The 23,251-nt window shown below is 69.0% G+C and carries 16 protein-coding genes; 9 read left to right on the forward strand and 7 right to left on the reverse strand.

The annotated features are described in order from the left end of the window. On the reverse strand, nucleotides 1-338 hold a 338-nt coding region (locus GA0115259_RS06535), incomplete at its 3' end, for a helix-turn-helix domain-containing protein (RefSeq protein WP_141716469.1). A 119-nt stretch (nucleotides 339-457) separates the two neighbouring features. On the opposite strand from GA0115259_RS06535, the gene GA0115259_RS06540 reads away from it, so the two are divergent. Beyond that, nucleotides 458-688 carry a hypothetical protein gene (locus tag GA0115259_RS06540; RefSeq protein ID WP_093592182.1) on the forward strand — a complete coding sequence of 77 codons (231 nt, stop codon included), beginning with the start codon at nucleotides 458-460 and terminating at the stop codon, nucleotides 686-688. 586 nt (nucleotides 689-1,274) lie between these two features. Here GA0115259_RS06540 and GA0115259_RS06550 read toward each other — a convergent pair. The 3 genes from GA0115259_RS06550 to GA0115259_RS41565 form a co-directional block, all read right to left on the reverse strand. Beyond that, the gene (locus GA0115259_RS06550; RefSeq protein ID WP_370747454.1) at nucleotides 1,275-7,595 is read right to left on the reverse strand and encodes an SDR family NAD(P)-dependent oxidoreductase; all 6,321 of its coding nucleotides are present in this window, start codon (nucleotides 7,593-7,595) and stop codon (nucleotides 1,275-1,277) included. Between the two features lie 144 nt (nucleotides 7,596-7,739). After that, nucleotides 7,740-9,071, reverse strand: coding sequence for a beta-ketoacyl synthase N-terminal-like domain-containing protein (locus GA0115259_RS06555; RefSeq protein ID WP_176732455.1), 1,332 nt, complete (start codon nucleotides 9,069-9,071; stop codon nucleotides 7,740-7,742). 130 nt (nucleotides 9,072-9,201) lie between these two features. After that, nucleotides 9,202-9,411 (reverse strand): DUF5988 family protein, encoded by a 210-nt coding sequence (locus tag GA0115259_RS41565; RefSeq protein WP_256097928.1) that lies wholly within the window; start codon nucleotides 9,409-9,411, stop codon nucleotides 9,202-9,204. A gap of 1,448 nt (nucleotides 9,412-10,859) precedes the next feature. Between GA0115259_RS41565 and GA0115259_RS06560 the strand changes: the two genes are divergently transcribed. Beyond that, nucleotides 10,860-11,444 carry an IPT/TIG domain-containing protein gene (locus GA0115259_RS06560; RefSeq protein WP_093592188.1) on the forward strand — a complete coding sequence of 195 codons (585 nt, stop codon included), beginning with the start codon at nucleotides 10,860-10,862 and terminating at the stop codon, nucleotides 11,442-11,444. Nucleotides 11,445-11,679: 235 nt separating this feature from the next. Here GA0115259_RS06560 and GA0115259_RS06565 read toward each other — a convergent pair whose 3' ends face one another. Continuing rightward, entirely contained in the window at nucleotides 11,680-12,177 is a 498-nt protein-coding gene (locus GA0115259_RS06565; protein ID WP_093592192.1) for an ATP-binding protein, read from the reverse strand. 1,726 nt (nucleotides 12,178-13,903) lie between these two features. Here GA0115259_RS06565 and GA0115259_RS06570 point away from each other — a divergent pair. The 6 genes from GA0115259_RS06570 (at nucleotide 13,904) to GA0115259_RS06595 (ending at nucleotide 20,680) form a co-directional block, all read left to right on the forward strand. Next, a complete protein-coding gene (locus GA0115259_RS06570; protein ID WP_093592195.1) occupies nucleotides 13,904-15,022 on the forward strand; it encodes a bifunctional DNA primase/polymerase in 1,119 nt (372 codons plus the stop codon). Next, on the forward strand, nucleotides 15,019-16,545 hold the full coding sequence (locus tag GA0115259_RS06575) for a DNA primase family protein (RefSeq protein ID WP_093592198.1): 1,527 nt from the start codon (nucleotides 15,019-15,021) through the stop codon (nucleotides 16,543-16,545). Before GA0115259_RS06570 ends, GA0115259_RS06575 begins: the two co-directional genes overlap by 4 nt. Further along, nucleotides 16,542-16,946, forward strand: coding sequence for a DUF6009 family protein (locus GA0115259_RS06580; RefSeq protein WP_093592201.1), 405 nt, complete (start codon nucleotides 16,542-16,544; stop codon nucleotides 16,944-16,946). Before GA0115259_RS06575 ends, GA0115259_RS06580 begins: the two co-directional genes overlap by 4 nt. 706 nt (nucleotides 16,947-17,652) lie before the next feature. Beyond that, nucleotides 17,653-18,339, forward strand: coding sequence for a hypothetical protein (locus GA0115259_RS06585; RefSeq protein WP_202449725.1), 687 nt, complete (start codon nucleotides 17,653-17,655; stop codon nucleotides 18,337-18,339). A gap of 123 nt (nucleotides 18,340-18,462) precedes the next feature. Further along, a complete protein-coding gene (locus GA0115259_RS06590) occupies nucleotides 18,463-19,215 on the forward strand; it encodes an IPT/TIG domain-containing protein (protein WP_093592204.1) in 753 nt (250 codons plus the stop codon). 145 nt (nucleotides 19,216-19,360) lie between these two features. Next, nucleotides 19,361-20,680 (forward strand): IPT/TIG domain-containing protein, encoded by a 1,320-nt coding sequence (locus GA0115259_RS06595; protein WP_237539814.1) that lies wholly within the window; start codon nucleotides 19,361-19,363, stop codon nucleotides 20,678-20,680. Nucleotides 20,681-20,857: 177 nt separating this feature from the next. Here GA0115259_RS06595 and GA0115259_RS06600 read toward each other — a convergent pair whose 3' ends face one another. Beyond that, nucleotides 20,858-21,460: a hypothetical protein gene (locus GA0115259_RS06600; RefSeq protein WP_176732456.1), complete on the reverse strand. Its 603-nt coding sequence runs from the start codon at nucleotides 21,458-21,460 to the stop codon at nucleotides 20,858-20,860. 219 nt (nucleotides 21,461-21,679) lie between these two features. Continuing rightward, a complete protein-coding gene (locus GA0115259_RS06605) occupies nucleotides 21,680-22,570 on the reverse strand; it encodes an IPT/TIG domain-containing protein (RefSeq protein ID WP_345940995.1) in 891 nt (296 codons plus the stop codon). A 330-nt stretch (nucleotides 22,571-22,900) separates the two neighbouring features. Between GA0115259_RS06605 and GA0115259_RS06610 the strand changes: the two genes are divergently transcribed. After that, nucleotides 22,901-23,251 (forward strand): IPT/TIG domain-containing protein (locus GA0115259_RS06610; RefSeq protein ID WP_176732457.1); only part of this gene is annotated, 351 nt, incomplete at its 3' end.

Raw genomic sequence — 23,251 nt, forward strand, 5'->3', positions numbered from 1 at the left:
GTGGCGGCCTCCGCCTCGGGCGCGGCCGGGCCGGTGAACGCGGCTGGCACCGCGGCCGGGACCGGCACGGGCGCGGTAGAGGCGCCGTACGCAGAGTACTTCGCCGCCCAGGCGTTCAGCAGCCGCTGATACGCCTCCAGACGCGGCGACTTCGGCTCGCTCCGGCCGTTCTCGTAGTTCTTCACCGTCTGCGTCGACGTCTTCAGCGCGACCGCGAGACGGGCCTGCGTGACGCCAGCCGCCTCACGCAGCCGGGCCCGCTCCGCCGGGGGCGGGAGCTGCGGCTCCTCCTCCAGCAGTGCGTCGACCGACGCGAACAGCTCTTCCTCGGTTGCCATGTGGGGTCACCTCCACCTCGAACACTAGCAGACTTTAGCCTCACCTTTATCCCAATATTTAACCTCGATGGACCGCATGGACTTGTTTCGAAAATCGAACATGCGATCTAATCAAGGCCATGGCACGGCACACTTTCCCCACTGACCTGCTGGAGACGCAGACGGCCTGGTACATCACCTACCGGGCCCTCGCAGAGGCGGCGCCCACGACTGGTGCGGCCGCGTACCGGCGCCGGCTCCTGGCCCTGTCCGTACAGATCGCCGCCCATCCCTACTGGGACACCCCTGCCGGAACCCCCGCCGCCCGGATCGCGCTGAAGGACACTGCCAGCGCCCTGGCGCAACGCTGACCCCCGCACTGCCCGTGGCCGGACCGTACGAACGCCAGCCCCGCTCACGGACACTGGCCGACGCCTGCCGCTGCCCGCCGCCGAACTCGCCGAGTGGGTCAGGGGCGTCGTACGGGCATTGACACCGACCGTAGGTCGGGTCTGCCGGACCTCGTCCTCTCGATGTCCGCCCTGTCGGTCCCGAGCAGTTCCGTCCCGTCCCGGTCGTGCTCCGCCGGAGCAGGACCAAGGCGTTGAATGTTGTTGGCCCAACGTCCGCTGGCGTCAAACCAGATATCGAAATGCACTCTTTCCCCCGAGCGCAGTTCGGAGCCATGGCGGACAGCGCGGCGCTGTACGCGGAGCTCGAGATCCGCGCCGTCGGACGTGATGACGCCGATTTCTTTGTCGGGGTCGTACCATTTCACGACGCCAGTGGGCATGCGTATATCTCTTCGGTAGGAAGGGGGCAGCCCGTGTCCCCCGGCCGGTGGTTGTGAGATGTCAGCAAGGGTGGACCCTTTCGGGCAGGCGGCTTTTCGACGGATGCTGGCGCGCATGTGAACGCAGACTTCTCGCTCGGACCTCCTGAGACCCGGTCACGTCATCACCTGATCGGGGTCGGCCCGTCGGTGTTCTGCAGTTCGAGGCCCATGCACTCGGCGAGGCCTGCGGCGAGCGCCGACAGCGTTGGATGCTGCCAGACAAAGTTATTGGCGAGTTTGACTCCGAGGTCGGTTTCCAGCCGGACCCGCAATTCCATTGACAACAGCGAATCGAAACCCAGTGCCTTCAGCGGAGTCTGCGGGTCGAGGGTGGTGCTGCCCAGCCGGAGAACCCCGCGAATGTGATCGGCCAAGTAGGTTTCCAGGGCGGTGCGTCTGGCGACGCCCGGCGCGAGATCCGCGAGACGGGCCCGGATGTCGCGGGAGTCGTCCGCCGTATCGGCTGAGGGCTGGTTACCCGGGACGAGGAGGCTGAAGAAGGAGGACTGCCGTCCGGCGGGGGGAATCCAGGTATCGGGCTCCCCGGGAATCACGCCGGTCTGGACGCGTCGGTGTGCAAGGAGCGCGTGGAGGGCCAGCAGCCCCTTGTCCGTCGGGATCGTCTCGTAGCCCCGGCTGCTGAAGTCGGTGGCGACGCCAGTCTCGCCCCATGGGCCCCAGTTGACAGCGAGAGTGGGCAGGCCTTCGTGGGTCCGCCAGGCGGCGAAGGCGTCGAGCCAGGAGTTGGCGGCGGCGTACACGGCCTGCCCGGGGTTGCCCAGCAGTGAGGCCATTGAGGAGAAGACGACGAACCAGTCCAACGTGTGCCCCGCCGTGGCGTTGTGCAGTCTCCACGCGCCTGTGACCTTGGGATTCCATACCCGCTTCAACTGAGTGTCGCTGACATTGCTGATCGCGGCGTCCTCGAGAACCATGGCGCAGTGCACGACACCCCGCAGGGGCGTCTGGTCTTCGGTGGCAGCGGCCACGAGGCGTTCGGCGGTACCGGGTCGGGCGATGTCGCTCAGTACGACAGTGATCCGGGTACCGCCGGCGGACAGTTCCCTGATCGCGCGCGCCGCGGCGAGAGAGGGCGGTGTGCGGCCGTTGAGGATGATGTGGCTGGCGCCCTGCCGGGCGAGCCAGTGCGCGGTCGCCAGGCCGAGGCCGCGCAGTCCGCCGGTGATGATGTAAGCGCCGTCGCCGCGCACTACGCGTGGCCCGTCGGGAAGGACCGCGGTGGTCTCCCCCTGGTCGGGGACGGTCAGGACCAGCTTGCCGATGTGGCCTCCGCGGGCCATCAGGCGAAAGGCGTCGGTGGCTTCGGAGAGCGGGTACGTGGTGCAGAGCAGCGGCTTCAGACGGCCTTCGGCGAACTCTGTGAGTACTTCACGCAGCACGGTCGCGAACGTATCGGGGCGGGTCCGCTGGAGCTCGATGAGATCAACGGTGCTCAAGGTGATGTTGTGCCGGAACGGGGCCAGGCCGACGGACGCGTCGGACAAGATGTCGCGCACTCCCAGTTCGATGAAACGGCCGAAGGGACGCAGGGTCTCCAGTCCCGCGCGAATCGCCGCCCCGGAGAGCGAGTTGAGGACGACATCCACGCCTTCGCCCTGGGTGGCGTTGCGGGTCTGTTCGGCGAATTCCAGCGACCGGGAGTCCATGACCCGGCGGATTCCGCTGCCCCGCAGATAGCGTCGCTTCTCCTCATTGCCCGCGGTGGCCAGCACCTCGGCGCCGAGCAGCCGGGCGACGGCGATCGCGGCCAGGCCGGTGCCGCCGCTGGCCGAGTGGATCAGGACTCGTTCGCCGGCGCTGAGCCGGCCGATGTGGCGCAAGGCGTACCAGGCGGTGAGGAATGCCGTGGGCAGTCCGGCCGCGGTGACGGGATCGAGCATGGCCGGGATCGGGGCGACTGCGGTGGCGGGCACGGTGACGAACGAGGCGAAGGCGCCGCCTTCGAGATGGACGGCGAGGACCGGGTCGCCGACGTGCAGGTGCGTGACGCCGGGCCCGACGTCGGTCACGACGCCCGCGCACTCGAAGCCAATCCGGTACCGGACGTCCTGCTCACCGGGCAGAAGGCCCATGGCCGTGAGTACGTCGCGGAAGTTGAGGCCCGCTGCCTTGACGCGTAGTTCCACCTCGCCGGTTCCTGGCCTGCGCCGCCCGGTCGCGGCGAGTTCGAGCCTGTCGAGGTCCCCGAGCCGCCCCGCCCGGAGGCGGAATCCGTCCGTCCCGTAGCGCATGGTTCGGGTGGCTGCCGTGATCTGTTCGGAAGTGGCCGGCGGGGCGTAGTCGAGGCGGGCGATGTGGCGGGTGGTGCCTCGCAGGGCGACCTCGTCCTCCGGGGCGTCGGCGAGCAGTTCCCCTGCCAGGCTTCGCAGGTCCGGGCTGTTGTGGTCTGTGTCGATCAGCGTGGCACGCATGCGTGGGTGCTCGAGCGCCAGGACACGGATCACGCCGCGCAGGGCACTCTGTTCAAGGTCCGCGGTCTCGCCGGCCGCTACCGTACGGGCGTTGCGGGTGACCGCGTACAGGCGCGGGGGGTCTGTGCTGTGGGCGATCGCCTGGGCGATACCGAGGATTCGGCGGGCACGCCGCTGGGCGCCCACGGTGGGGTCGTCCGTGGTGGCGGGCGACGTGCCGCACAGCATCACCACGGCGCGCGGGGAGGCCGGGGCGGTCGCCAGGTGCTCTCTGAGGGAGTCGCCGAGCGCTTCGAGCCGCTCGTCTCCCGGCGGGGTGTCCCACACCTCGGTCCGGGCACCGGCTTCGCGCAGGATGCCGGCCAGGGCCTCGGCGTCCGCCTCGCCCTCCCCGATGACGAGCCAGTCTCCGGGCGGAGTCGGCTGGGCGGTCTGCGCGGGAGGGGCCGGGTGCCAGCCGGCCTGGAGGAACCACTGGTTGGCCCTGTCGTCTTCCTGCGGGCTTGAGCGTGCGAACGTCACACCGTCGAGGGCCAGTACGGGGGTACCCGCCTCGTCGAGCAGGCGGACCTGCCCCACGGCGCTGTCGGCCGTGGTCTCGGTGATCCGCGCGTGGCAGTACACGGCGGTCGCGGGATCGCCCAGGATCCGCGCCGTTCGCATCCGAACGGGGAGGATCAGGCCCCGGCCGGCGTTCTCGACGGGTCCCGCGACCAGGAGTTGTAGGCAGAGATCGACGAGTACCGGGTGGATCCGTAAGGAGTGCTCTCCGGTCTGTGCCGTCGGCGGGATCTCCAGGCGGGCCCAGAAACTGTCCCGGCCGCGGGAGGTGTGCAGTTCCTTGATTCCGGCGAACGCCGGACCGTGTTCCAGCCCCCGGGCCCGCAGTCGTGTGTAGAGGGTGGCGGGATCGACGGCGACAGGATGTCTGCGGGCCAGGGTGGGGACGGACGCCGCCCTGGGGCGTGCGGGCGGGGAGAGGCGGCGCAGTACGGCGGAGGCGTGCTCGACCCACTGGCCGTCGTCACCGCGTCCGAAGATCTCACATGTGGCGTGGTCCGGGGCGGTCATGGTCACGGTCGTGCCGAGGTCGGTGTGCTCGGTCAGGCGCAGCATCTCCTGGAACGAGACATCGGTGACGTCGACGCCGGCCGGGGCGGTTTCGAACGCCTGGCACGCGGTGGTCAGGGCGACGGCGTAGGAGACCGCGCCGGGCAGTACCGGGTTGCCGTGCACGCGATGGTCGGCCAGCCATGGAAGCGCCGTGGTTCCGGTGTCGGCCCGCCAGGTGTGACGTGCCTGTTTGCCGGGCACCTCCGTGTAACTGCCGGGCAGGGTGGTGGCCGGCCAAGCGGGGTCCGGCTTCCGGGGGGCGGCCGGAGGGGCGGCGTCCACCCAGTGGCGCTTGCGGTCGAAGGTGATGGCGGGGACGTCCGCAAGGCCGGCCTGGGCGTCGTACAGCGGTGACCAGTCGACGTTCACGCCCGCGCAGTGCAGAGCGGCGAGCTGGGTGCGGAACGTGGTGGGTTCGTCTTCTCCGCGGCGCAGCGTGGGCAGCACGACAGGTTCGTCGACCAGGTCGCTCAGGCTCTGTACGACGGCGTGTGTGACAACCGGGTGCGGGGAGACCTCGACGTACACCAGGTTCCGGTCGGCGGCGGCCGCGGCCACCGCGGGGAAAAAACGGACCGGGTCGCGCAGGTTGGCGCACCAGTAGGCGGCGTCGAAGGCCGGCGATTCGTGCGGGTCCTTCAGGACAGTGGAATAGAAAGGGATCGTCGGGCGCTGCGGAGCCAGGTCGCGGAGGGCGTCACGGAGGTCCGCGAGCAGCGGGTCCACGTGCGGGCTGTGCGAGGCCACGTCCACCGAGATGGGCAGCGCCGGGATGCCGCGAGCCTTCCACGCGGCCACCAGTCCCGCCACCTGACCGGTGTCGCCGGAGACGACGGTGGAGTCCGGTGCGGCCAGGACCGCCACGGAGACCGACTCGGCGCTGCTCGCGGCGAGTTCGGCTTCCACCGCAGCCCGGTCCAGTCCTACGGTCGCCATGCTGCCGGCTCCCGCGATCCGGGCGAGCAGCGCGGAGCGCCGACAGATCACCCGGGCGCCGTCCTCCAGGGACAGCGCTCCGGCCACGACGGCAGCCGCCACTTCTCCCATGGAGTGGCCGATGACACCGGAGGGCTCAACGCCGTGGGCGCGCCAGGTGGCGGCCAGCGCGGTCTGCAGGGCGAACAGCACCGGCTGCACCGTGCCGCATTCGGTCACCGGCTCGCCGGCGCGCACCACGTCCAGTACGGAGAACGCGGCCTCGGCGCCGATGAGGGAATCGGCCTCGGCCAGGGCCGCCGCGAAGGCCGGTTCCCGTCGGAGCAGGTCGCGGCCCATGCCGGGCCACTGCGAGCCCTGCCCGGAGAACACCCATACCGGCTTGCGGGAGACGGTGACACCCGTCGCCCCGGACACCACTGCCGGGTGCGCCCGGCCCGCCGCGAACGATCTGAGCGCGTCGACCGCGTCCTGCCGTGAACGGGCCACCACCCCGAGGCGTCCTCGCCCGGCGCTGCGCCGCATGGCCAGGGTGTACGCGGCATCGCGCAGCGGCACCTTCGCGCCGTCGCCCTCCAGCCAGTCGGCCAGGCGCAGTGCCGCGGCCGACAGGACGGCCGGGGATCCGGCCGGGACCAGGAGGACCTCGGGCGCCGCAGACAGCCCGGTGTGTCGCGGACGTGGCAGGACGGTGCGGGTGTCCTGCGGCGGCTGTTCGAGGATGACGTGGGCATTGGTGCCGGAGAATCCGAACGAGGAGACTGCGGCGAGTCTCGTCGGTGTCCGTACGGGCCACGGGGTCAGCGCGGTGGGAATGAAGAAGCGGGTCTTCTCCGCGGAGATGGCCGGATTCCAGCGGGTGAAGTTGAGGTTGGGAGGGATGAGTCCCCGCTGGAGGCACAGGACGGTCTTGATGAGTCCGGTGATCCCGGCCGCGGGTTCCAGATGACCGAGGTTGGTCTTGACCGATCCCAGGGCACATGTGCCGTGGCCAGTGCCGTACACCTGCGCCAGGCTGGCGAATTCGATCGGGTCGCCGACCGGGGTTCCTGTTCCGTGAGCCTCGATCATCCCGATGTCCCGGGAGTCGGTCCCGGCGCGCTCGAGTGCCTTCCGGAAGAGTGCCTGCTGGGCGGTGCGAGAGGGAGCGGCCAGGCCGTCGGAGCGGCCGTCCTGGTTCACCGCGGAGCCACGGACGACGGCGAGAATGCGGTCGCCGTCCCGCACGGCGTCGGTGAAACGTTTGAGGACAACGGCACCACAGCCTTCGCCGCGGACGAAGCCGTCCGCGGCGACGTCGAAGGTGTGGCAGCGCCCTGTCGGCGACAGCATTCCCATCCTGGCGAAGGACAGGGTTGTTCTGGGTCGGAGCATGAGGGTGACGCCGGCGGCCAAGGCGAGATCGCATTCGTCCTGGAGCAGCGCCTGGCAGGCCAGATGGAATGCGACGAGCGAGGATGAGCAAGCCGTGTCGAGTGCCACACAGGGGCCGTGCAGGCCCAGGAGGTAGGAGATACGGCCTGCGGCGACGCAGTGCCCGTTCGTCAGAATGGATCCCTCGAGTTCCTGGGGCTGCCCGACGAGCTGATCCATGTAGTCGTTGTAGCTGAGGCCGGTGAAGACCCCTGTCGGTGTGCCGGCGAGCTGATCCGGCGGCAGCCCGGCGTGCTCCAGCGCCTCCCAGGCCACCTCCAGCAGCAGCCTGTGCTGAGGATCGAGTACGTCTGCCTCGCGGCCGGAGACGCCGAAGAAGTCCGCGTCGAAACCGGACACGTCGCCCAGGTACCCGCCCTGCCGGGGAGGGGTACGGACGCCGGGAGCCGGTTCGGCGCCGTCCTGGGTCCACGGCGCCTCGCGGCCCGGCGGGGGGTCCCCCACCGCCTCGCGCCCTTCCGCCAGCAGCCGCCACAGGGACGCCGGAGAGTCGATGCCGCCGGGGAGCCGGCAGCCCATGCCGATCACGACGAGAGAATCCGTCGCCTTACTGGAAGGATGCCTGTGTCGGCCCACGGGAGTTCTCCTTGTCGAAGGGGGTGCGCGGGGCGGCGGGAGGCTCGCGGGCCGTCGGGACGGGCTGTGGGGCATGGGGCCGTACTCGGCCGTACCTCAGGTGTCCGGGCTTCCCAGGAGAATGGCGCTTTTCACCCCGCCGACCTGATAGTTGAAACTCAGCGCGTGGTCGAAGCTGAGAGGCCGGGTGTGCGTGCCGGGAACGGGGTCAAAGGTGAGGTTGTCCGCCGGCTGCTCGCAGTTCGCGGTGGGGCACACCTCGCCGCGTTCCATCATGAGGAGTGTCAGAGCCACACCGAGACAGCCCGCCGGTGCGCCGTTGTGCCCGAAACAGCCCTCCTGGGACGTCATCAGCAGGTCCTGTGCGGCGGATCCGTACAGTTCCCTGATGGCGTTCGCCTCGAAGGCGGTGACCACTACGTTGCCGTCGCTGCCGCCGTGGACGTAGGGCACCTGGCCGATCTCCCAGCGGTCTCCCAGGCACCGGCGGACGGCGTTCACCAGCTCCCTGCCAGTCTCGTCGGATGCCAGGGGATTGGCCAGCCCGTCCCGGGTGGTGGCCTGGGCGAGCACCTGACCGTACAGGTGGGCCCCGCGCCGGGAGGCGTGCTCGCGGCTCTCCATGATGACGGTGACCGATCCCTCGCCGTGGTTGATGCAGTCGGCACGCCGGTCGTACGGGCGCATGAGGGAGTCGAAGGACGGCAGCAGGGCGGGCATGTCGTCGGAGCGGATGGCTTCGTATGTCTTCTGGGCGCCTTGCAGCAGGCGCTGGATGTTACGGATCAGGGTGATGCTGAAGACGTCGACTCCGGTCACGACGGCGATTTCGGCCTCGCCGTCGGCGATCAGACGCCGGGCGTTGCCGATCTGCACTGCGGACGAGGCGCAGCCGCACGACACTGTGAAGTTGGGGCCTCGCGAACGGGTCAGGGCTCCCTGGACCAGGGCGACGTCGGAGGGGGTGACGGCCTGTTCCGCCGCGACGAACAGTTCCATCGCCTCTGCGACGGGAATGGTCTCCGGGTCGGCTCGCAGTACGGCGAGATAGCTGTCGATGTTCGCGTCCACCCCGCCGCGCCCGGCCAGGATCGCCGCGTCCGCCAAGTCGCCGGAGCGGAGATTCAGTTCGGCGTCCGCGCATGCCTCTGCCAGGGACACCAGGCCGAACCGGTGCGCAGCGGTGTAGTGGCGGGAGAAGAACGGGGGGATGTCGGGGAGGCGTTCGTCGAACATCGCGTCCGAGAGGCCTACGGACCCGTAATAGGTGTCGTCCTTCTTGAGGCAGGACGCCCCCCGGGAGGCGATGTTCCACAGGTCGTCCGCGGTGAAGACAGGGCGTCCGTCGCCGGGCAGGCAGAACCCGATACCGGTGACCACGGCATCCCGTGCTGGTCGGCCGCGGCCCGGGGAAGCGGCCCTGCTCACGACACACCTACGTGCAACAGATACGTCATCATCTTGATCCCTTTCGGATCAGGCGGTTTCGCCCCACGCGTAAGCGGCCGTGCGCCGGAGGAAGCGGTCTGTACCGCGGCCAAGCGGATTCGAACAGGCCCTATTCCGCGATACATGTCCGGTAGCTCCAGTCATAGACCGGTAGTTTTTCTCCTTCGTATTCGGCGTACCGGTCCGCGAACTCGAAATGCTCATAGCCGTTCCCACGGCGGATCAGCACTCTCGTTTCGCTTTCCAGAGATTCCACATTCCAGGTTGGCGGAGTGCCGTCCGGCCCCCCGCTGAGCATGATGCGAACCGGTTGACACATAGCACTCTCCAGTCGGGCGAATCAGGGAACGAAGAGTTCCACACCGGGAAAAGTCGCAGATACCGCTGTGAAGGCTTGAGCCGAGCGCCGGGCGATCAGCGGTGGCGTCGACGCGGGTGTTTCCCGTCAGGCCGGGGTGCGAGCGGAGCCGGAAATGCCGCCACCACAGAATGGCGAGCGCCACGAGACCGCGTAGCTGGTCCAGGAACCCCATCGGCCGGTCCGTCGGTATGCACGGGATCCGGCTCGGAAGCGGCGCCGGCGGTATCGGCGGTCGGCCCCGCGTGCGAAACGCTGTGAACGCCACGGTGCCGTCTTGGGCGGTGCCGACCGGAGCAGCCGCGGTGGCCGGCGCGGTCCCGGGGCGCGGCACGGGGTCCAGGTCCAGGCGGCAGTCGGGATCACGGCCAGCCCTGACACCAGGAGAGAGAGCCCGCGGAGGGATGTGACAGTACGGGAAGCTCGCATGATGCCCCTTGACGAGGTGATGCGAGCCGCCTCTGCCTCGTCGAGGGGCACTCGTAGCGACAGAACGGCCTTGATGCTGCCGAACTGACTGGTGAGCTCTGCGAGATCGTAGATTGCCGCGCCCCCCGGAGAGGAGGGCAGCCCACCGGTTTGGATTCAGAACGGTTATCCCATGGAGATGGATAATCCCGCAACGGAGCGGTTGACAGTTCACCCGTATGGCGTAATTTCTGAAGAGCGAGTCTTCCCTTCCTGGCCCTTCGGAACTCCCCGGGATAATTCCCTTCGGGCGTATCGGAAGATCCGTATCGTTTTACTGTGGAGATGCCGGAAGAGGAATATTACACGCTGGGTGATCGCCCGTGATTGCTGGTCACAGCGTCGTGATCTCGCTGGGGCCAGCGCGATTCCTGCCAGGCCACGCACGACTGTCCACGCATGGCCGCCGGGCCGTGTTCCGGACTGGGCCATTCGGGTGATTGGGCGTCACAGGGGTTGATGTCGACTCGTTCATTGTGGTTACTGGGAATCGTTGAACCGGTGGGTCGCCCATCCCTCTCCGGGGAGCTCGGCAATCGGCCTGCCCGTTTCAGCCCTCCTCCTGGCAGGGTTTCGGCGAGTGGACCACTGTCACGGCGGGGCTTCTCCGGGGCAGAGCCACCAGTTGGTGGAAGCTCCCGTCATCGACTGGACAAGTGCCCGCCCTCTCGAGGCCGGGCGGTGATGCGCGCGCCGCGGCTGATGCCCATCGGCTGACGCCCGTCCACCACCGGTCCCCTCCTGGGTCCGCCCGTTCCTGGACGGACTCGTCGCGGCGGGCCACTGTCCGGTCGACTCCGCAGGGACCGAGAGGCGTTCTCCGTTTACTTCGCTCCTAGCCCCCCGCGCCGGGCGTGTGGAAGACCGCCGTTGGTCCCGGTCAGTCCCCGTACGGACCGCAACGGTCCGGCGTACGCAGTCACTTCGCAGGAGGACCCATCATGTCCGCACCCGTCATCTCGTCCGACCAGACCCGGTCGATCCCCCAACTCCCCTTCCCCTTCGGCCCGCTGCTCCTCGCGGTCCTGCCCAACTCCGGACCGGTCGCGGGGGGCAACACGGTTCAGCTCTTCGGGCTGGGCCTCGGCGGCGCCACCAGCGTCCTGTTCGGCGGCACGCCGGCCACCATCGTCTCCCAGGACGTACTGGGACTCACTGTCACGGTCGTGGTCCCGGCACACGCCGCGGGCACCGTGCCGGTCACCGTGACCACCAGCGGCGGTACGAGCAACCCGGCGTCCTACACCTATGTGTCCCCGACGCCGCCCGCTCCCCCCACCGCCACCAGCATCAACCCGTCCTCGGGCCCGATCACCGGCGGAGTCCCGTTCGTGATCGCCGGCACCAACCTGACCGGTGGCACGGTCACCTTCAACGGAGTTCCGGCCACGGTGCTGGGCACCGACCCGACCGGGATCCTGCTGTTCGGCATCGTCCCGGCGGGCGCCGCCGCTGGCAACGTCCCGGTCGTGGTGACGACCGCGAACGGCGCTGCGACCGTCCCGGGCGGCTTCACCTACATCTGACCATCCCCTCTCGCTGTCCCTCTCCAGTGCCGCGTCGCCCGGCCAGGACAGTGAACAGCGCCGGTCTGCGGGCCCCCTTCCGCAGGCCGGCGCCTCTGCGCGGAAGCGGAGTTCCGAGCGACCGGCCCACCGGCTTCGAGCCGGACGAGCCCTCGTCTGCGCCACTGTCCTGCCCCGGAGCTCGTGTCCGTGAACGGCCCATCGGCCCATCGTGGGGGGCGCGTTGACGAGCCTCTCACCCAGTCAGTGAGATTCGCGCCCAGAACGTGCGGCCGCCGTCGGTCTCCAGCCGTGTTCCCAATGCCTGGACGGATCGCGCGACCAGTAGCAGACCCCGACCGTACTCGTTGGAGTAGTCGGAGCGGCGCGGGTACGGGACGGACACCGCTCCGCCCTCGTCCTGGACCTCCACGAAGAACCAGCCGCCGGTTTTCCGTAAGCGCCCAGTAATCGAGACACTGTTCGTGTGGATGATGGCGTTGGTCATCAGTTCCGAGATCACGAGCAGGCCCGCGCACCGAGCGCTTTCATCGGTGATGTCCTCGGAATCCATCCACAGCCGGGCCAGGTGGCGGCAGATCGGTACCGCCCGCTCCAGCGTCGGCACGCGGAACGAGGCAGGTTGCCGCGTGGGCCAGTCGTCGGCCAGAGCCCGGGCTGACGCCGTTCTCGGCCACTGCTCGATTTCTCGGGGGGACAGTGTGATCTGTGCCCCCGGCCTGGTCGACAGCATCGCTCTTCCTCTCGTCCTGAGTCGTGCGCAGGTGGGCGGGGAGGCGGCTTCGTGCTCCCGGACGGTGAGCGGATCGCGGGCCCGCCAGAGCCGGCCCGGACATACGACGGGCCGGGGCGGAACGCGCCGGGGGAAAAGCAGGAAACAACACCGGCCGGGGGAGAGACACGGTGGTCGTGGCGGAGCCTGCGGTCACAGAAGCGGGTGCGGAGCGCACGACGGTGGTGCGGGCGAGGTCCGCGCGGAGCGTCGTCACCGGAGTTCCACTTGAGAGGGGGGTCCGGCCCGCGGAGCGCCAGGACGTGTACCGCTGATACGCCCGGGCCCCGGGCGGCGCCCGTCGGGCCAGCCGGGGACGGCGCGGGTAACCCGGTGTCCTCGTCGGCGGCGCTCACCGCGTTGACCGCAGCGGTCTCACCGCCGGGTGCAGGAGTGGGGAGCCGGCCGACGGCTGGTGGGATCTCCGTCGGCCTCGGAGCCGGAACAGAGTCAACGGCACCGGACCGCCGGGGAGGGGAAGCTCGCATGGTGCCCCCAGAAGAGGTCACATGGGGCCGCCGCGTCAGTCGGCACCGTTGACCGGCACCGACTGACGGATCCAAACCCCTCCCGCGGGGGTGCCCATCGCGGCAATCGCACTCGTCAGCTATCCAGGCCTTCACCTCACCTGGGCAGCTACGAGATAAATGATCGGCCACTCCCCCGGAGAGGGTGGGCAGCCCACCGGTTTGGATAATTAAGTTATCCACTCCGTCGCCTATGACGGCAACAGAAATGACGAGCCATCACCCGTATGGCCTACTTATAGCAATATACTTGCTATAAGTAGGCTGCTATTGAAAACAGCCTCCGAGTGAGCCGACTTGAGGCTTTGGAGGCGAAGGGTGCAACACGTTGACGTGTCATGGCCAGCAGGAATCAACGTTACACCATTCACCCATTCCTCCCGATGAATCGCTTCTTCCGGATTCGCCTTGGTGAATCGCTTCTTCCGAATCGGCTGCGATGACCGTTCTCGACGGTGACCACGCAGAAGGCATTGAGCGACGGGGAATCCTTGCGACTTCGGCAGGGGCCACCGGCGCCCCGGCAACGGTTGAAACCTGCACGGTCACCAACGAGATCATCATTCCCCTCGCGAACCCACGGTACGGAGGTGCCTCGTCATGTGCCGTGAACAGGCACAAGCTGCCAACCGGTGCGACCCGCCGCGATCGGGGCGGCCCTGATCAACGCTTTACCGTGATCGTTTGACGACGAGTTACGAAATAGTGCAGCCTCAACGCGAGCGAATGAAGTCACATCGTGTCGAGGGAGGCAGTTGTGGAGCTGACACAAGAGCGGCAAGATCGTCCGCCATGTCCTGGGACCCGGGTGAGATCTGACCCGCCGATCCGCCGGCCCGTAAAGCCGAAGTTTCTTCGTCTTCTTCCCCTGGCGAGCTCTGCCCGGATCCCGAGAACGTATTTCACCCGGAAGATCCACTCAACGACAAGGTGACCGATCTTGAGCCTTGCCCATAGGACAGCGATGGACCGCTTGTCGCCATCGGCAGGTTTCGTCGGGTCTGCCTGGAGATTCGGCAAGTTGATATTGCTCCGTGAGGCCGGACGAACGCGGACCGCCGGGCAGCGGGTGAGCCTTGTGCGGGGCCGGGCATTCTCTTGCCGACCCGCGCTCCATCTGTTCGGAATTTGAGTCGCTTCAGTCGCTGAAAGGAGTAAGCATGGTTCCTGAGCTGCGTCTTTGTGACGGCAACTCAGGCCGGACCGTAGCGTCTCAAGAGGCAGCTCCCCTGCCTGACGTCCTGTCGATCGCGCTGTGGTGCGCCCGGCAGGGCTGGCCGGTACATCCGCTGGCCTCCCGTCGCAAGACACCTCCGGCCAATTGCCGTGATTGCCAGGACCCTCGCCACAGCTACCGGGAGTGCCCGTGCATCCCGCAGGGGCGCTGGTGTCACGGTTTCCACGCCGCGACCCTCGATGCCGGGCGTATCCGGAGGTGGTGGACGGAACAGCCCGGGTTCGGGGTGGGGGTCGCGTGCGGGCCGGCCGGCCTGGTGGTCATCGACGTCGACGCGCACGAGACACCGCTGCCCGGGCGGGACCGGCTGCTGCCAGGCATCGTGATCCCCCCGTCAGTGCCGCTGCACGGACTCCAGCACGGTTTTCACAGCCTCGCTCTCCTCGCGGCCCTGCGGGGTGCCGAGGACCCGGCCCGTGACGGGGCGACGCTACGGGTGCGGACCCCGTCCGGAGGGCTGCACATCTGGTACACCGCCGAGCCGGGGCACAAGTGGCGGTGTTCGGCGGGCTCGGCGTCGGGCCGGGCACTGGCCTGGCAGGTGGATGTGCGTGCCTGCGGCGGCTACATCGTCGCGCCCGGGACGAGGACAGCCGCCGGGACCTACCGGATCCTCGGGCCCACGCGTCGTCCGGCGCCGCTGCCGGACTGGCTCGCCGTGGAACTCGCCCGTACCGGCCACCGCCCGGCACCGCCCTCCCGGCGGGACCGTACCGCACCCGTGCCACAGCGTGCCCGGCAGGCCGTCCTGGCCGCGGGCGGCGGCTCCCGCCCCGCGGAAGCGACTCTGACCACCGTCCTGGCCCCCGTATTCGACTGCGCCACGGTGGCGGAGGGAGCAGGTTTCACCGAGAAGCTCAACCGTGCCGCCTACACCGCGGGCGGCCTGGTCGCCGCGGGCCATCTGGCGGCGACGGACGCGGAAGCGGCCCTCGTCGCGGCAGCGGTTCACGTACGTCCGGGCCAGGAGCACAGGGCACGGCGAATTATCCAGTCCGGGATGAACGCGGGCCGCCGCCGTCCCCTCGAACTGGGAGGATGAAGGTGAATCAGGTACCGAGCCACGACGAGGGGCTGTTCGACCCCCAAGAGGTCGCACGCCAGATTCTGCTCGCTCCCCCCGCCGCCTCCGTTCCGGCGCAGGCTTCCAAGAGACCCGCGCCGCCAGCGATGCGGGCCACCGAGCACGGCCTGCTGCCCGACAGTCTCAGCGACCGCGGCAACGCCAAGCTGTTCGTCGCCCTCTACGGGCGGGACTTCAGGCATGTGCCGGGTCTGGGCTGGTACCGGTGGTCGGGCCACCGGTGGGAGATCGACGAGGACGACACGGTGCTGTGGGCGGCCGGTGAGATGGCCGAGGCACTGGCGGAGACCGACCCGCACGCCCGCCACGCCGGAACGGAGCTGCGCCGGCACCGCAGGCGGGCTCTGTCGACGTCAGGGATGAAAGCCATGCTGATACAGGCCAAGGCCGCACCGGGGATGGTTCTCAACGCCTCGCTCCTGGACGCCGATCCCTATGCCCTGTGCACGCCGGGAGGGGTCGTGGACCTCAACACCGGCCTGGTGGTCGCGCCGGATCCGGAGAAGCACTACCACTCCCGTGTCACGAGCGTGGAGCCCCGGCCGGTGGAAACACCACGCTGGCGGCGGTTCCTCACCGACACGTTCGGCGACGACGCCGACGGAAGACAGATGATCAGCTTCCTGCAGGAGCTGCTGGGCTACTCGATCACCGGTGATGTCGGCGCGCAGATCATGCCCTTCCTGTACGGGCAGGGAAAGAACGGCAAGAGCGTCCTGCTGGATGTCATGGTCAAGCTGCTGGCCGATTACGCCGACGCCGCCCCGCCAGGGTTCCTGATGGCCCGGCCTTTCGAAGGGCACCCCACCGACCTCGCCGAGCTGCACGGGCGCCGCATCATCGTCTGCTCCGAACTCAAGCCTGGCGACCGCTTCGACGAGTCCCGCGTCAAGCTGCTGACCGGCGGCGACCGGATCAAGGCCCGCAGGATGCGGCAGGACTTCTTCAGCTTCACCCCCACCCACAAACTGTGGCTGCTCGGCAACCACCGCCCCGAGGTCGGCACCGGCGGCTACGCGTTCTGGCGCCGGATGAAGCTGATCCCGTTCGAGCGGATCGTCGCGGACGACCGGAAGGTCGACAACCTCGCCGACGCTCTGGTCACCGAAGAAGGATCCGGCATCCTGCACTGGCTCATCGTCGGCGCCCGCCGCTATCTGAACGGCCCCCGCGATCTGACCGGCCCCCAGCAGGTACGTACCGCGACCAGCGCCTACGCGGAGACCGAGGATCACACGGGCCGGTTCCTGGGCGAATGCTGCACCATGGACCCCGCCATGCGCGCGGAACAGGCCCAGCTGTACAGCAGCTACCGGAACTGGTGCCAGCTCGAGGGCGCCAACCCGGTCTCTTCACGAGCGTTCGCCGCGCGTGTCCGCGAGACCGTCGGCATCGCCACACCCAGAAAGATGATCCTATCGAACCAACGCAAGTTCTACCCCGGTATCGGGCTGAACCCTGAGACGGGAGAGAACTCATGAGTGCCCTCATCGAGCCCGGCCAGCTTGCTCACGAGAATCACCTCGTCTGGCTCGAGGACACCGACGGACTCGAGTACGTCCGCCAGAGCCTCGACCGGCTTCCCACCCGCCGGGGAAGGCCCGCCTACCACCGCGACGGCCGTATGGTCGGCTACGCCGTACTCGGCCCCACCGCCCGTTCCTCACGTGCCTCCGGCACCTTCCTGCGCCGCGTCTTCTGGCTCCTGCCCCACGACCGTGACGGACAGCCCGACGGCCTCTACGCCTCGGGCGCGCCGTCCGAAGCAGTTGATCCCCGCACCATCGCCCCCCGCGTCAAGGGCTACAAGACCCAGCGCTCGGAGGGCGGACCGCCGTCCGACGCGATGCGTGAGCTCGGCATGACGCTTCCGAAAGCCTGACCGCGGTCCTCGCGCGGCAGCGACCGAGATTCACCAGCGGCTCAGCGTCTCGGTCGCTGCCGCCCCAGGCGCGGAAACCCGCAGGTCAGAACAGTGGTGCCGGCCAGGGAAGCGACGCAAGCGACCGAAGCCGGGGATTATGAAGACATCCCGGGTGCGCGTGTGCGCGTCATAGACCGGGACCTTCAGTCGCTTCGGTCGCTGTCCGGGTCTCCATACGTACTCCGACCTGCTCTTCTCAGTTCCGGAACGGGAAAGCGACCGAGACCGGGTGAGTCGCTGCGTCGCTCCGGCACTGCGCCGCTGTGTGCTGTGCTTCGGCGGTCGGCGGCCTCGCCGGAACGTGACGCCGCGACGACGGTTGGGGCGACGAGCGGCTGAGGCCTCGAGGCGGGGAGTACGCGGGTGGTACGCGCCATGTCCCGGGATTTCGCGCGCTCTTCCATTCGGGTGACTTCACCTCAAGGCTATTGCTGCCGCATTCACCCCGGTGGACTACTGGTTACTCCAAACCGGTGGGCCGCCCATCCTCTCCGGGGGAGTGGCGAACGGCCTGCCGTTTGTCCTGTCCGGGCGTCCGGCCCGGTACCGGTGGGGCGTGGTGCCGTATCGGGCTCCCCCGACGGAGGACGCGGATCGACCCGTCGGCGCTGTTCGCCTGCGCCGACGGACGCGGCGGCTCACGTGATCCCAAGTGAGGGGCGTCATGCCAACTGTCCGTTCTCTCCGGTCCGTGCTCGTCATCTGCGCCCTCGCCGTGGGTGTGGTCGCGGTGCCGGGCACCGCGCACGCCGAGATCCCCGTGCTGTGCAGCGAGAAGTCACTGGTGACGGCGATCAACGTGGCGAACGCGGGCGGCGGGGACGTCCTGGCACTGGCTCCGTTCTGCACGTACACGCTGACCAGTGCCCACGGCAGCGGATCGGACGACGGACCAGTGGGACTGCCGCCCATCACGACCCCGATCACCATGGCGGGGTTGGGAACCACCATCACCCGCGCCCCGTCCGCCACGCCGTTCAGGATCCTGGAAGTCAACGGCGCCGCCAGCGTCCCGGGTACCAACGGCAGGCTCGATCTCGCCGCGGTCACCATCAGCGGCGGCCGCGCGGTGGCTCCGTTCCCCGGTGGCGGTATCGCGAACCGGGGCGGTGAGGTGTCGCTGTTGGCCGGCGCGGTCACCCGCAACACCGCCGTCGCCGGCGGCGGTATCTACACCGACAGCGGCACCGTCTCTCTCACCGCCACCAGCGTCACCGGCAATACCGCCACCAGTTCCGGCGGTGGCGTGTACGAGAACTCCGGCGCCGTGATCCTGCTGGCCAGCAACATCAGCGGCAACGCCCCGGACAACTGCGCCCCTGCGGGCAGCGTTCCCGGCTGCACGGGCTGACAGCCCGTCGGCCGTCGCCAGGGTTCCGGCCCCTGCGCGGAGAACCCGGTCCCTCGCGGGCGGAATCCGCCCGTCGCGGTTCTCCATTTCCCTTGTCTACCCACATCACTGAAGGAGTCAGCCATGCCTATCTCCCCCAGCCAGGGATCCACCGGAGGCGGGAACACCGTCACCATCACCGGCACCAACCTGGCCGGTGCCACAGCCGTGCACTTCGGCTCGAAGCTGGCCACCATCACGGCCAACACGGCCACTTCGGTCACCGTTATCGCCCCCTCCGGGACGGGTACGGTCGGGGTGACCGTGACCACCCCGGGCGGGACCAGCAACCCGGTGACGTACTTCTACGTCGGCGCCCCGTTCAAGTCCGGCCTGAGCCCGGTTTCCGGTGTCACGGCGGGCGGGAACACCGTCACCATCACCGGCACCGGCCTGTCCACCGCGACCTCGGTGGCCTTCGGCACCGTCACCGCAGTCCCGACCGTGGTCAGTGACAGCCAGATCACCGTCACCGTCCCGGAGGGTGTGGCGGCCGGGCCGGTCGGTGTCAGCGTGACCACCGCCGGCGGCACCAACAACGGCCTGTCGTACACCTACATCGACGGCCCCACGATCGGTACCCCGGTGCCCGCCTCCGGTCCGGTGGCCGGCGGAACCGCGGTGACCCTTCCCGGCACCGACCTCGCCACCACCCAGTCGGTGACCGTGGGCGGCGTCGCGGCACCGTTCGCCGTCATCAGTAACACCACCCTCACCTTCGTCACCCCGCCCGCCGTGGGCGGCACTCCCGGTGCCGTCGACATCGTCGTGACCACGTCGGGTGGCAGCGCCACCGGGACAGGCGCGTTCACCTACGTCGCCGGTCCTGGCATCTGACCTCGGCGCACAGACCGCCCGCCCGGGCAGCGCGTTCCCCTCGCTCCCGGGCGGGCCCAGGCGCGGGTGCTCCCTGACGAGCTCCGCGCCGGCTCTTCCGGCGCGGCCGGCCCGGGCCGCGCCCTCACTGTCTAAGGACATGCTCTTGAACAACCCCGCGAACCCGCCGACCGCTCCGACCGACCGACCGCTGGCCGCAGGCCCGCCCACGGTCAGTTCCCTCTCCCCCACCTCGGGTTCCTCCGCAGGAGGCACCAGCGTCACCATGACCGGCACCGGCTTCACCGGAACCACCGCCGTCCGGTTCGGCGCCACGGCGGCGACCTTGTTCACCGTCATCTCCGACACGCGGATCACCGCGGTGGCACCGGCCGGGACGGGCACCGTGCAGGTCACCGTCACCACACCCGGCGGCACCAGCTCCCAGTTCGTCACCTACACCTACGTCACCGTGGCCGTGCCCGCCCTCAGTTCGGTGGTTCCTCCGTCCGGTCCCGTGTCAGGTGGTACGACGGTCACGCTGACGGGGACGGGGCTGTCCAGTGCGACGGCGGTACGGTTCGGCGCCACCGCGGCGACCTCGTTCACTGTCATCTCCAGCACACACATCGTGGCTGTCGCTCCGGCCGGCACCGGGACGGTCCAGGTCACCGTCACCGCGCCCGGCGGCACGAGCAACGGAATCCCCTACACCTACGCCGTCGTCCCGGTCGTGAGCGGCGTGAGCCCCGCCCAGGGGCCCGTGTCCGGCGGGAACACCGTCACCCTGACCGGCACCGGCTTCACCGGAACCACCGCGGTCACCTTCGGCGCCGTCCCCGCCACCAGCTTCACGGTGGTCTCCCCGACCCAGATCACCGCTGTCGTTCCGGCGGGAGCCGCCGGGCCTGTCGCCGTCACCGCCTTCGCCTCCGGCGGTACCAGCGTGCCGGGAACCACCTACTTCTACGTCGCCACGCCCGCCCTCGCCGGTGCGAGCCCGGTCTCGGGTCCCGTCTCCGGCGGCAACGCCGTCGTTCTGACCGGGGCTCACCTGATCGAGGCCACCGCGGTACGGTTTGGTGCCACGGCCGCCAGTTCCTTCACGGCCGTCTCGGACACCCAGCTCACCGCGGTCGCCCCGCCCGCGGCTGCGGGCACGGTGCAGATCACCGTCACCACGGCCGGCGGGACGAGCAACGGAATCCCCTACACCTACCTCACGACGCCCGGTCTCACTTCTCTCAACCCCGCCCAGGGGCCCGTGTCCGGCGGGAACACCGTCACCCTGACCGGCACCGGCCTCGCCGCAACCACCGCGGTGATGTTCGGCGCGGCTCCCGCCGCGTTCACCATCGTCTCGGACACCCAGCTCACCGCCCAGGCCCCGCCCGGAACCGCCGGGCCTGTCGCCGTCACCGTGACCACCCCTGGCGGCACAAGCCCGGCGCTGGTCTACACCCGGGTCCCTCCGCCCTCCATCTGATGTCGCGCACCGGCACCGACCGTTCATCCGCCGGCCGGTGGCGGGTTGGGGTGTGCGAGGCGGACCTGCGGGCGAACATTGACGGGTGGTGTGATGAGTGCCTACGGATCAGCGGCTGCGGTCCGGAGCACTCATCTCTCGTGCATCCACACGGACGCTCACACCCGATACGGCCGTTCAGCCGGCCAGCACGGCCGCCCAACTCGTCGTCACCGCCGCATAGGCGCTTTGGGCCACTTCGTCGAGGGGCTGTCCTCTCGGGCCGGAGGTGATCGCTCGCGCCAGGGTCTGGACCGCGGGGATGTCCAGCTCCAGTACGGTCACCACGCGCTGCAGTTGAGCGATCAACTCCTCCGGGGAGCGTGAAACGTCGCTCCAGCGGGCGCCGACCTGCTGGACCAGGTCCCTCAGTTCCTCAGTGCCCGGTTCGTCCTCCAGCGTACGGAGGAGCGCTACGAACACCTCCCACAGGGCATCCAGTTCCGCGGATGACACCTCGACGACATGCACGGCCTGCTGGGGTGTCCCGTCAGGACCGCGCAGCGTGTACAGCCCGGTGCCGGCCGATGCCGGCACGGCGGCGTTGAGGCAGGCGCAGGCGTCGGCCGCCGCCGCGTACGGAGCCCGGGGCAGCTCCCAGCGGCCCTCGGCTGTGCCTGCCCCGACCGCGAGGTGATCGAGCAGCCGATCCCCGAGCGTACGCAGATCATGACGCCACTCCCGGTCGTCGGGCAGCACACGCCACAACGGTTCGTCCCCAGAAGCCATTTCCCGTGTCACCCAACTACCATGACAGGCCCCCGGACGTACCGGCACCCTCATCCATAAATCCCACCCAATAGTGACCAACTGACACGGCGGGGAGCTGATCCGGCCCGCGTTCGCCTGCCCCGCCGGCGCCGTTCAGCAGCGCGGCACCCGGTGACGGGCGTCGTGCCCGGCACCGGGCGTTACGGGGATCGCGCCCGGAGCCCGGGCTCCGGTCTGTCTGCTCGGGAGTCAGATGCTGGGGCCCGTGAGGTAGGTGTAGCCACCGGGCAGGCTGAAGGCACCGCCGGGCGTATCGACGATGACGTCGGCCGCACCTGCCGGGTTCGGCGGTGCGACAGCGGCGATCGCGGTGTCGGAGACGACGGTGAACAGAGCGTTCGGCCCCCCGCGCTCGATCGCGTCGGGGCCGAAGACCACCTGCTGGGCCGAGCTCAAGTCGGTTCCGGTGATCGTGACGATGTTGCCGCCCGACACTGGCCCGGAGGCGGGTTCGAGTGCGGTCAACACGGGGTTGGCGAAGTAGCTGTAGCCGATTCCGTCGGCGCTGCCGCCCGCTGTGACCACGGTGATCGCAACCGTACCGACGCTGCTTGCCGTGGGGACCGTGACGGTGATCTCGGTGTCGCTGACGCTGGTGGTCGTGCCCGCGTTGGATCCGAAGTTCACGGCGCTGGCTGTGGCCAGGTTCCGGCCGGTGATGGTGACGGAGTTGCCTCCCTCGAACTGTCCTGCGGCCGGGCTGACGGAGAAAATCAGCGGCGCGTCGATATAGAAGAACGGTTCCGGGTTGCTGATGCCGCCGGGGGTTGTGACTGTCACCCCTACCACGCCGGTACCCGGGGGCGACAAAGCGGTGACCAGACTGGGAGAGACACCGGTGAAGCTGGTGGACGGCCTGGAACCGAAGTGCACCGCGGTGACCCCGTCGAGGTTCGTACCCGTGATGGTCACTGTCGTGCCGCCGGCGGTGGTGCCCTGATCAGGAGAAACAGGCATGGGATTCCTCACGCAACGTGTTTGTCGGGTGAGCTTTCTCGTTTCCCCGCCGAGGACGCGTCTCGCGGCATCGCGGTCACAGAAATGGCCGGCTTCGCAGGCGGGAAGGCCCAGCGGCCACACCGGTGGTAACGCGCCCCCGGGAGAGGGACGGGCGGCCCACCGGCGTCGGATGTACGCAAGCAGTAACGCATTACGGCTGATTGCCCGACAAGAGAACCACTCCCTTGTCACCCGTATGGGTCAGCGTGTGAATGCTGCTCAACGCGTGTCTCGATAGCCACCCGAAGGGCACGTGGCCTTTCAGCCGAACGGAGTAATCCCGGACAGCCGAAAGGTCGCTACAGTATGCACATACGTAGCTACTTACGGTGAATGTGCTTGAGATTCGCCCATGTCGCGAGCACCCCAGCAGGTCTGCCCACGCAGACAGACGCAAGGGGGAGGATCGCGATGGCGACACCCACGATTTCTGGTATCAGCCCCTCTTCGGGGACGGTTGCGGGCGGCAACCCGGTGGTGATCACGGGCGCCAATTTCAACACTCCGACGGTCACCTCGGTGACCTTCGGCGGCACCACCGTCACGTTCACGGTCAACTCCGATGGCCAGATCACCGCCACCGCGCCGGCGCACGCGCTGGGCACCGCGACGGTCACCGTCACCAACTCCAGTGGCAGTGCGACGACGGCCTACACCTACACCACGGGCCTGTCCCTCGCCCCCAGCCAGGGGGCGACGGGAGGCGGGACGACGGTGGACATCTACGGCGCCAATCTGGCCGGCACGACAGCGGTGCGCTTC

The organism is Streptomyces sp. MnatMP-M17 (assembly GCF_900091995.1).
Classification (GTDB): domain Bacteria; phylum Actinomycetota; class Actinomycetes; order Streptomycetales; family Streptomycetaceae; genus Streptomyces.

Bases quoted from the DNA above. Each gene is read 5' to 3' on its own strand.
- GA0115259_RS41565 (WP_256097928.1), bottom strand. From the start codon at position 9,411: ATGTGTCAACCGGTTCGCATCATGCTCAGCGGGGGGCCGGACGGCACT.
- GA0115259_RS06575 (WP_093592198.1), top strand. From the start codon at position 15,019: ATGAAGGTGAATCAGGTACCGAGCCACGACGAGGGGCTGTTCGACCCC.
- GA0115259_RS06565 (WP_093592192.1), bottom strand. From the start codon at position 12,177: ATGCTGTCGACCAGGCCGGGGGCACAGATCACACTGTCCCCCCGAGAA.
- GA0115259_RS06580 (WP_093592201.1), top strand. From the start codon at position 16,542: ATGAGTGCCCTCATCGAGCCCGGCCAGCTTGCTCACGAGAATCACCTC.
- GA0115259_RS06540 (WP_093592182.1), top strand. From the start codon at position 458: ATGGCACGGCACACTTTCCCCACTGACCTGCTGGAGACGCAGACGGCC.
- GA0115259_RS06560 (WP_093592188.1), top strand. From the start codon at position 10,860: ATGTCCGCACCCGTCATCTCGTCCGACCAGACCCGGTCGATCCCCCAA.
- GA0115259_RS06585 (WP_202449725.1), top strand. From the start codon at position 17,653: ATGCCAACTGTCCGTTCTCTCCGGTCCGTGCTCGTCATCTGCGCCCTC.
- GA0115259_RS06590 (WP_093592204.1), top strand. From the start codon at position 18,463: ATGCCTATCTCCCCCAGCCAGGGATCCACCGGAGGCGGGAACACCGTC.
- GA0115259_RS06570 (WP_093592195.1), top strand. From the start codon at position 13,904: ATGGTTCCTGAGCTGCGTCTTTGTGACGGCAACTCAGGCCGGACCGTA.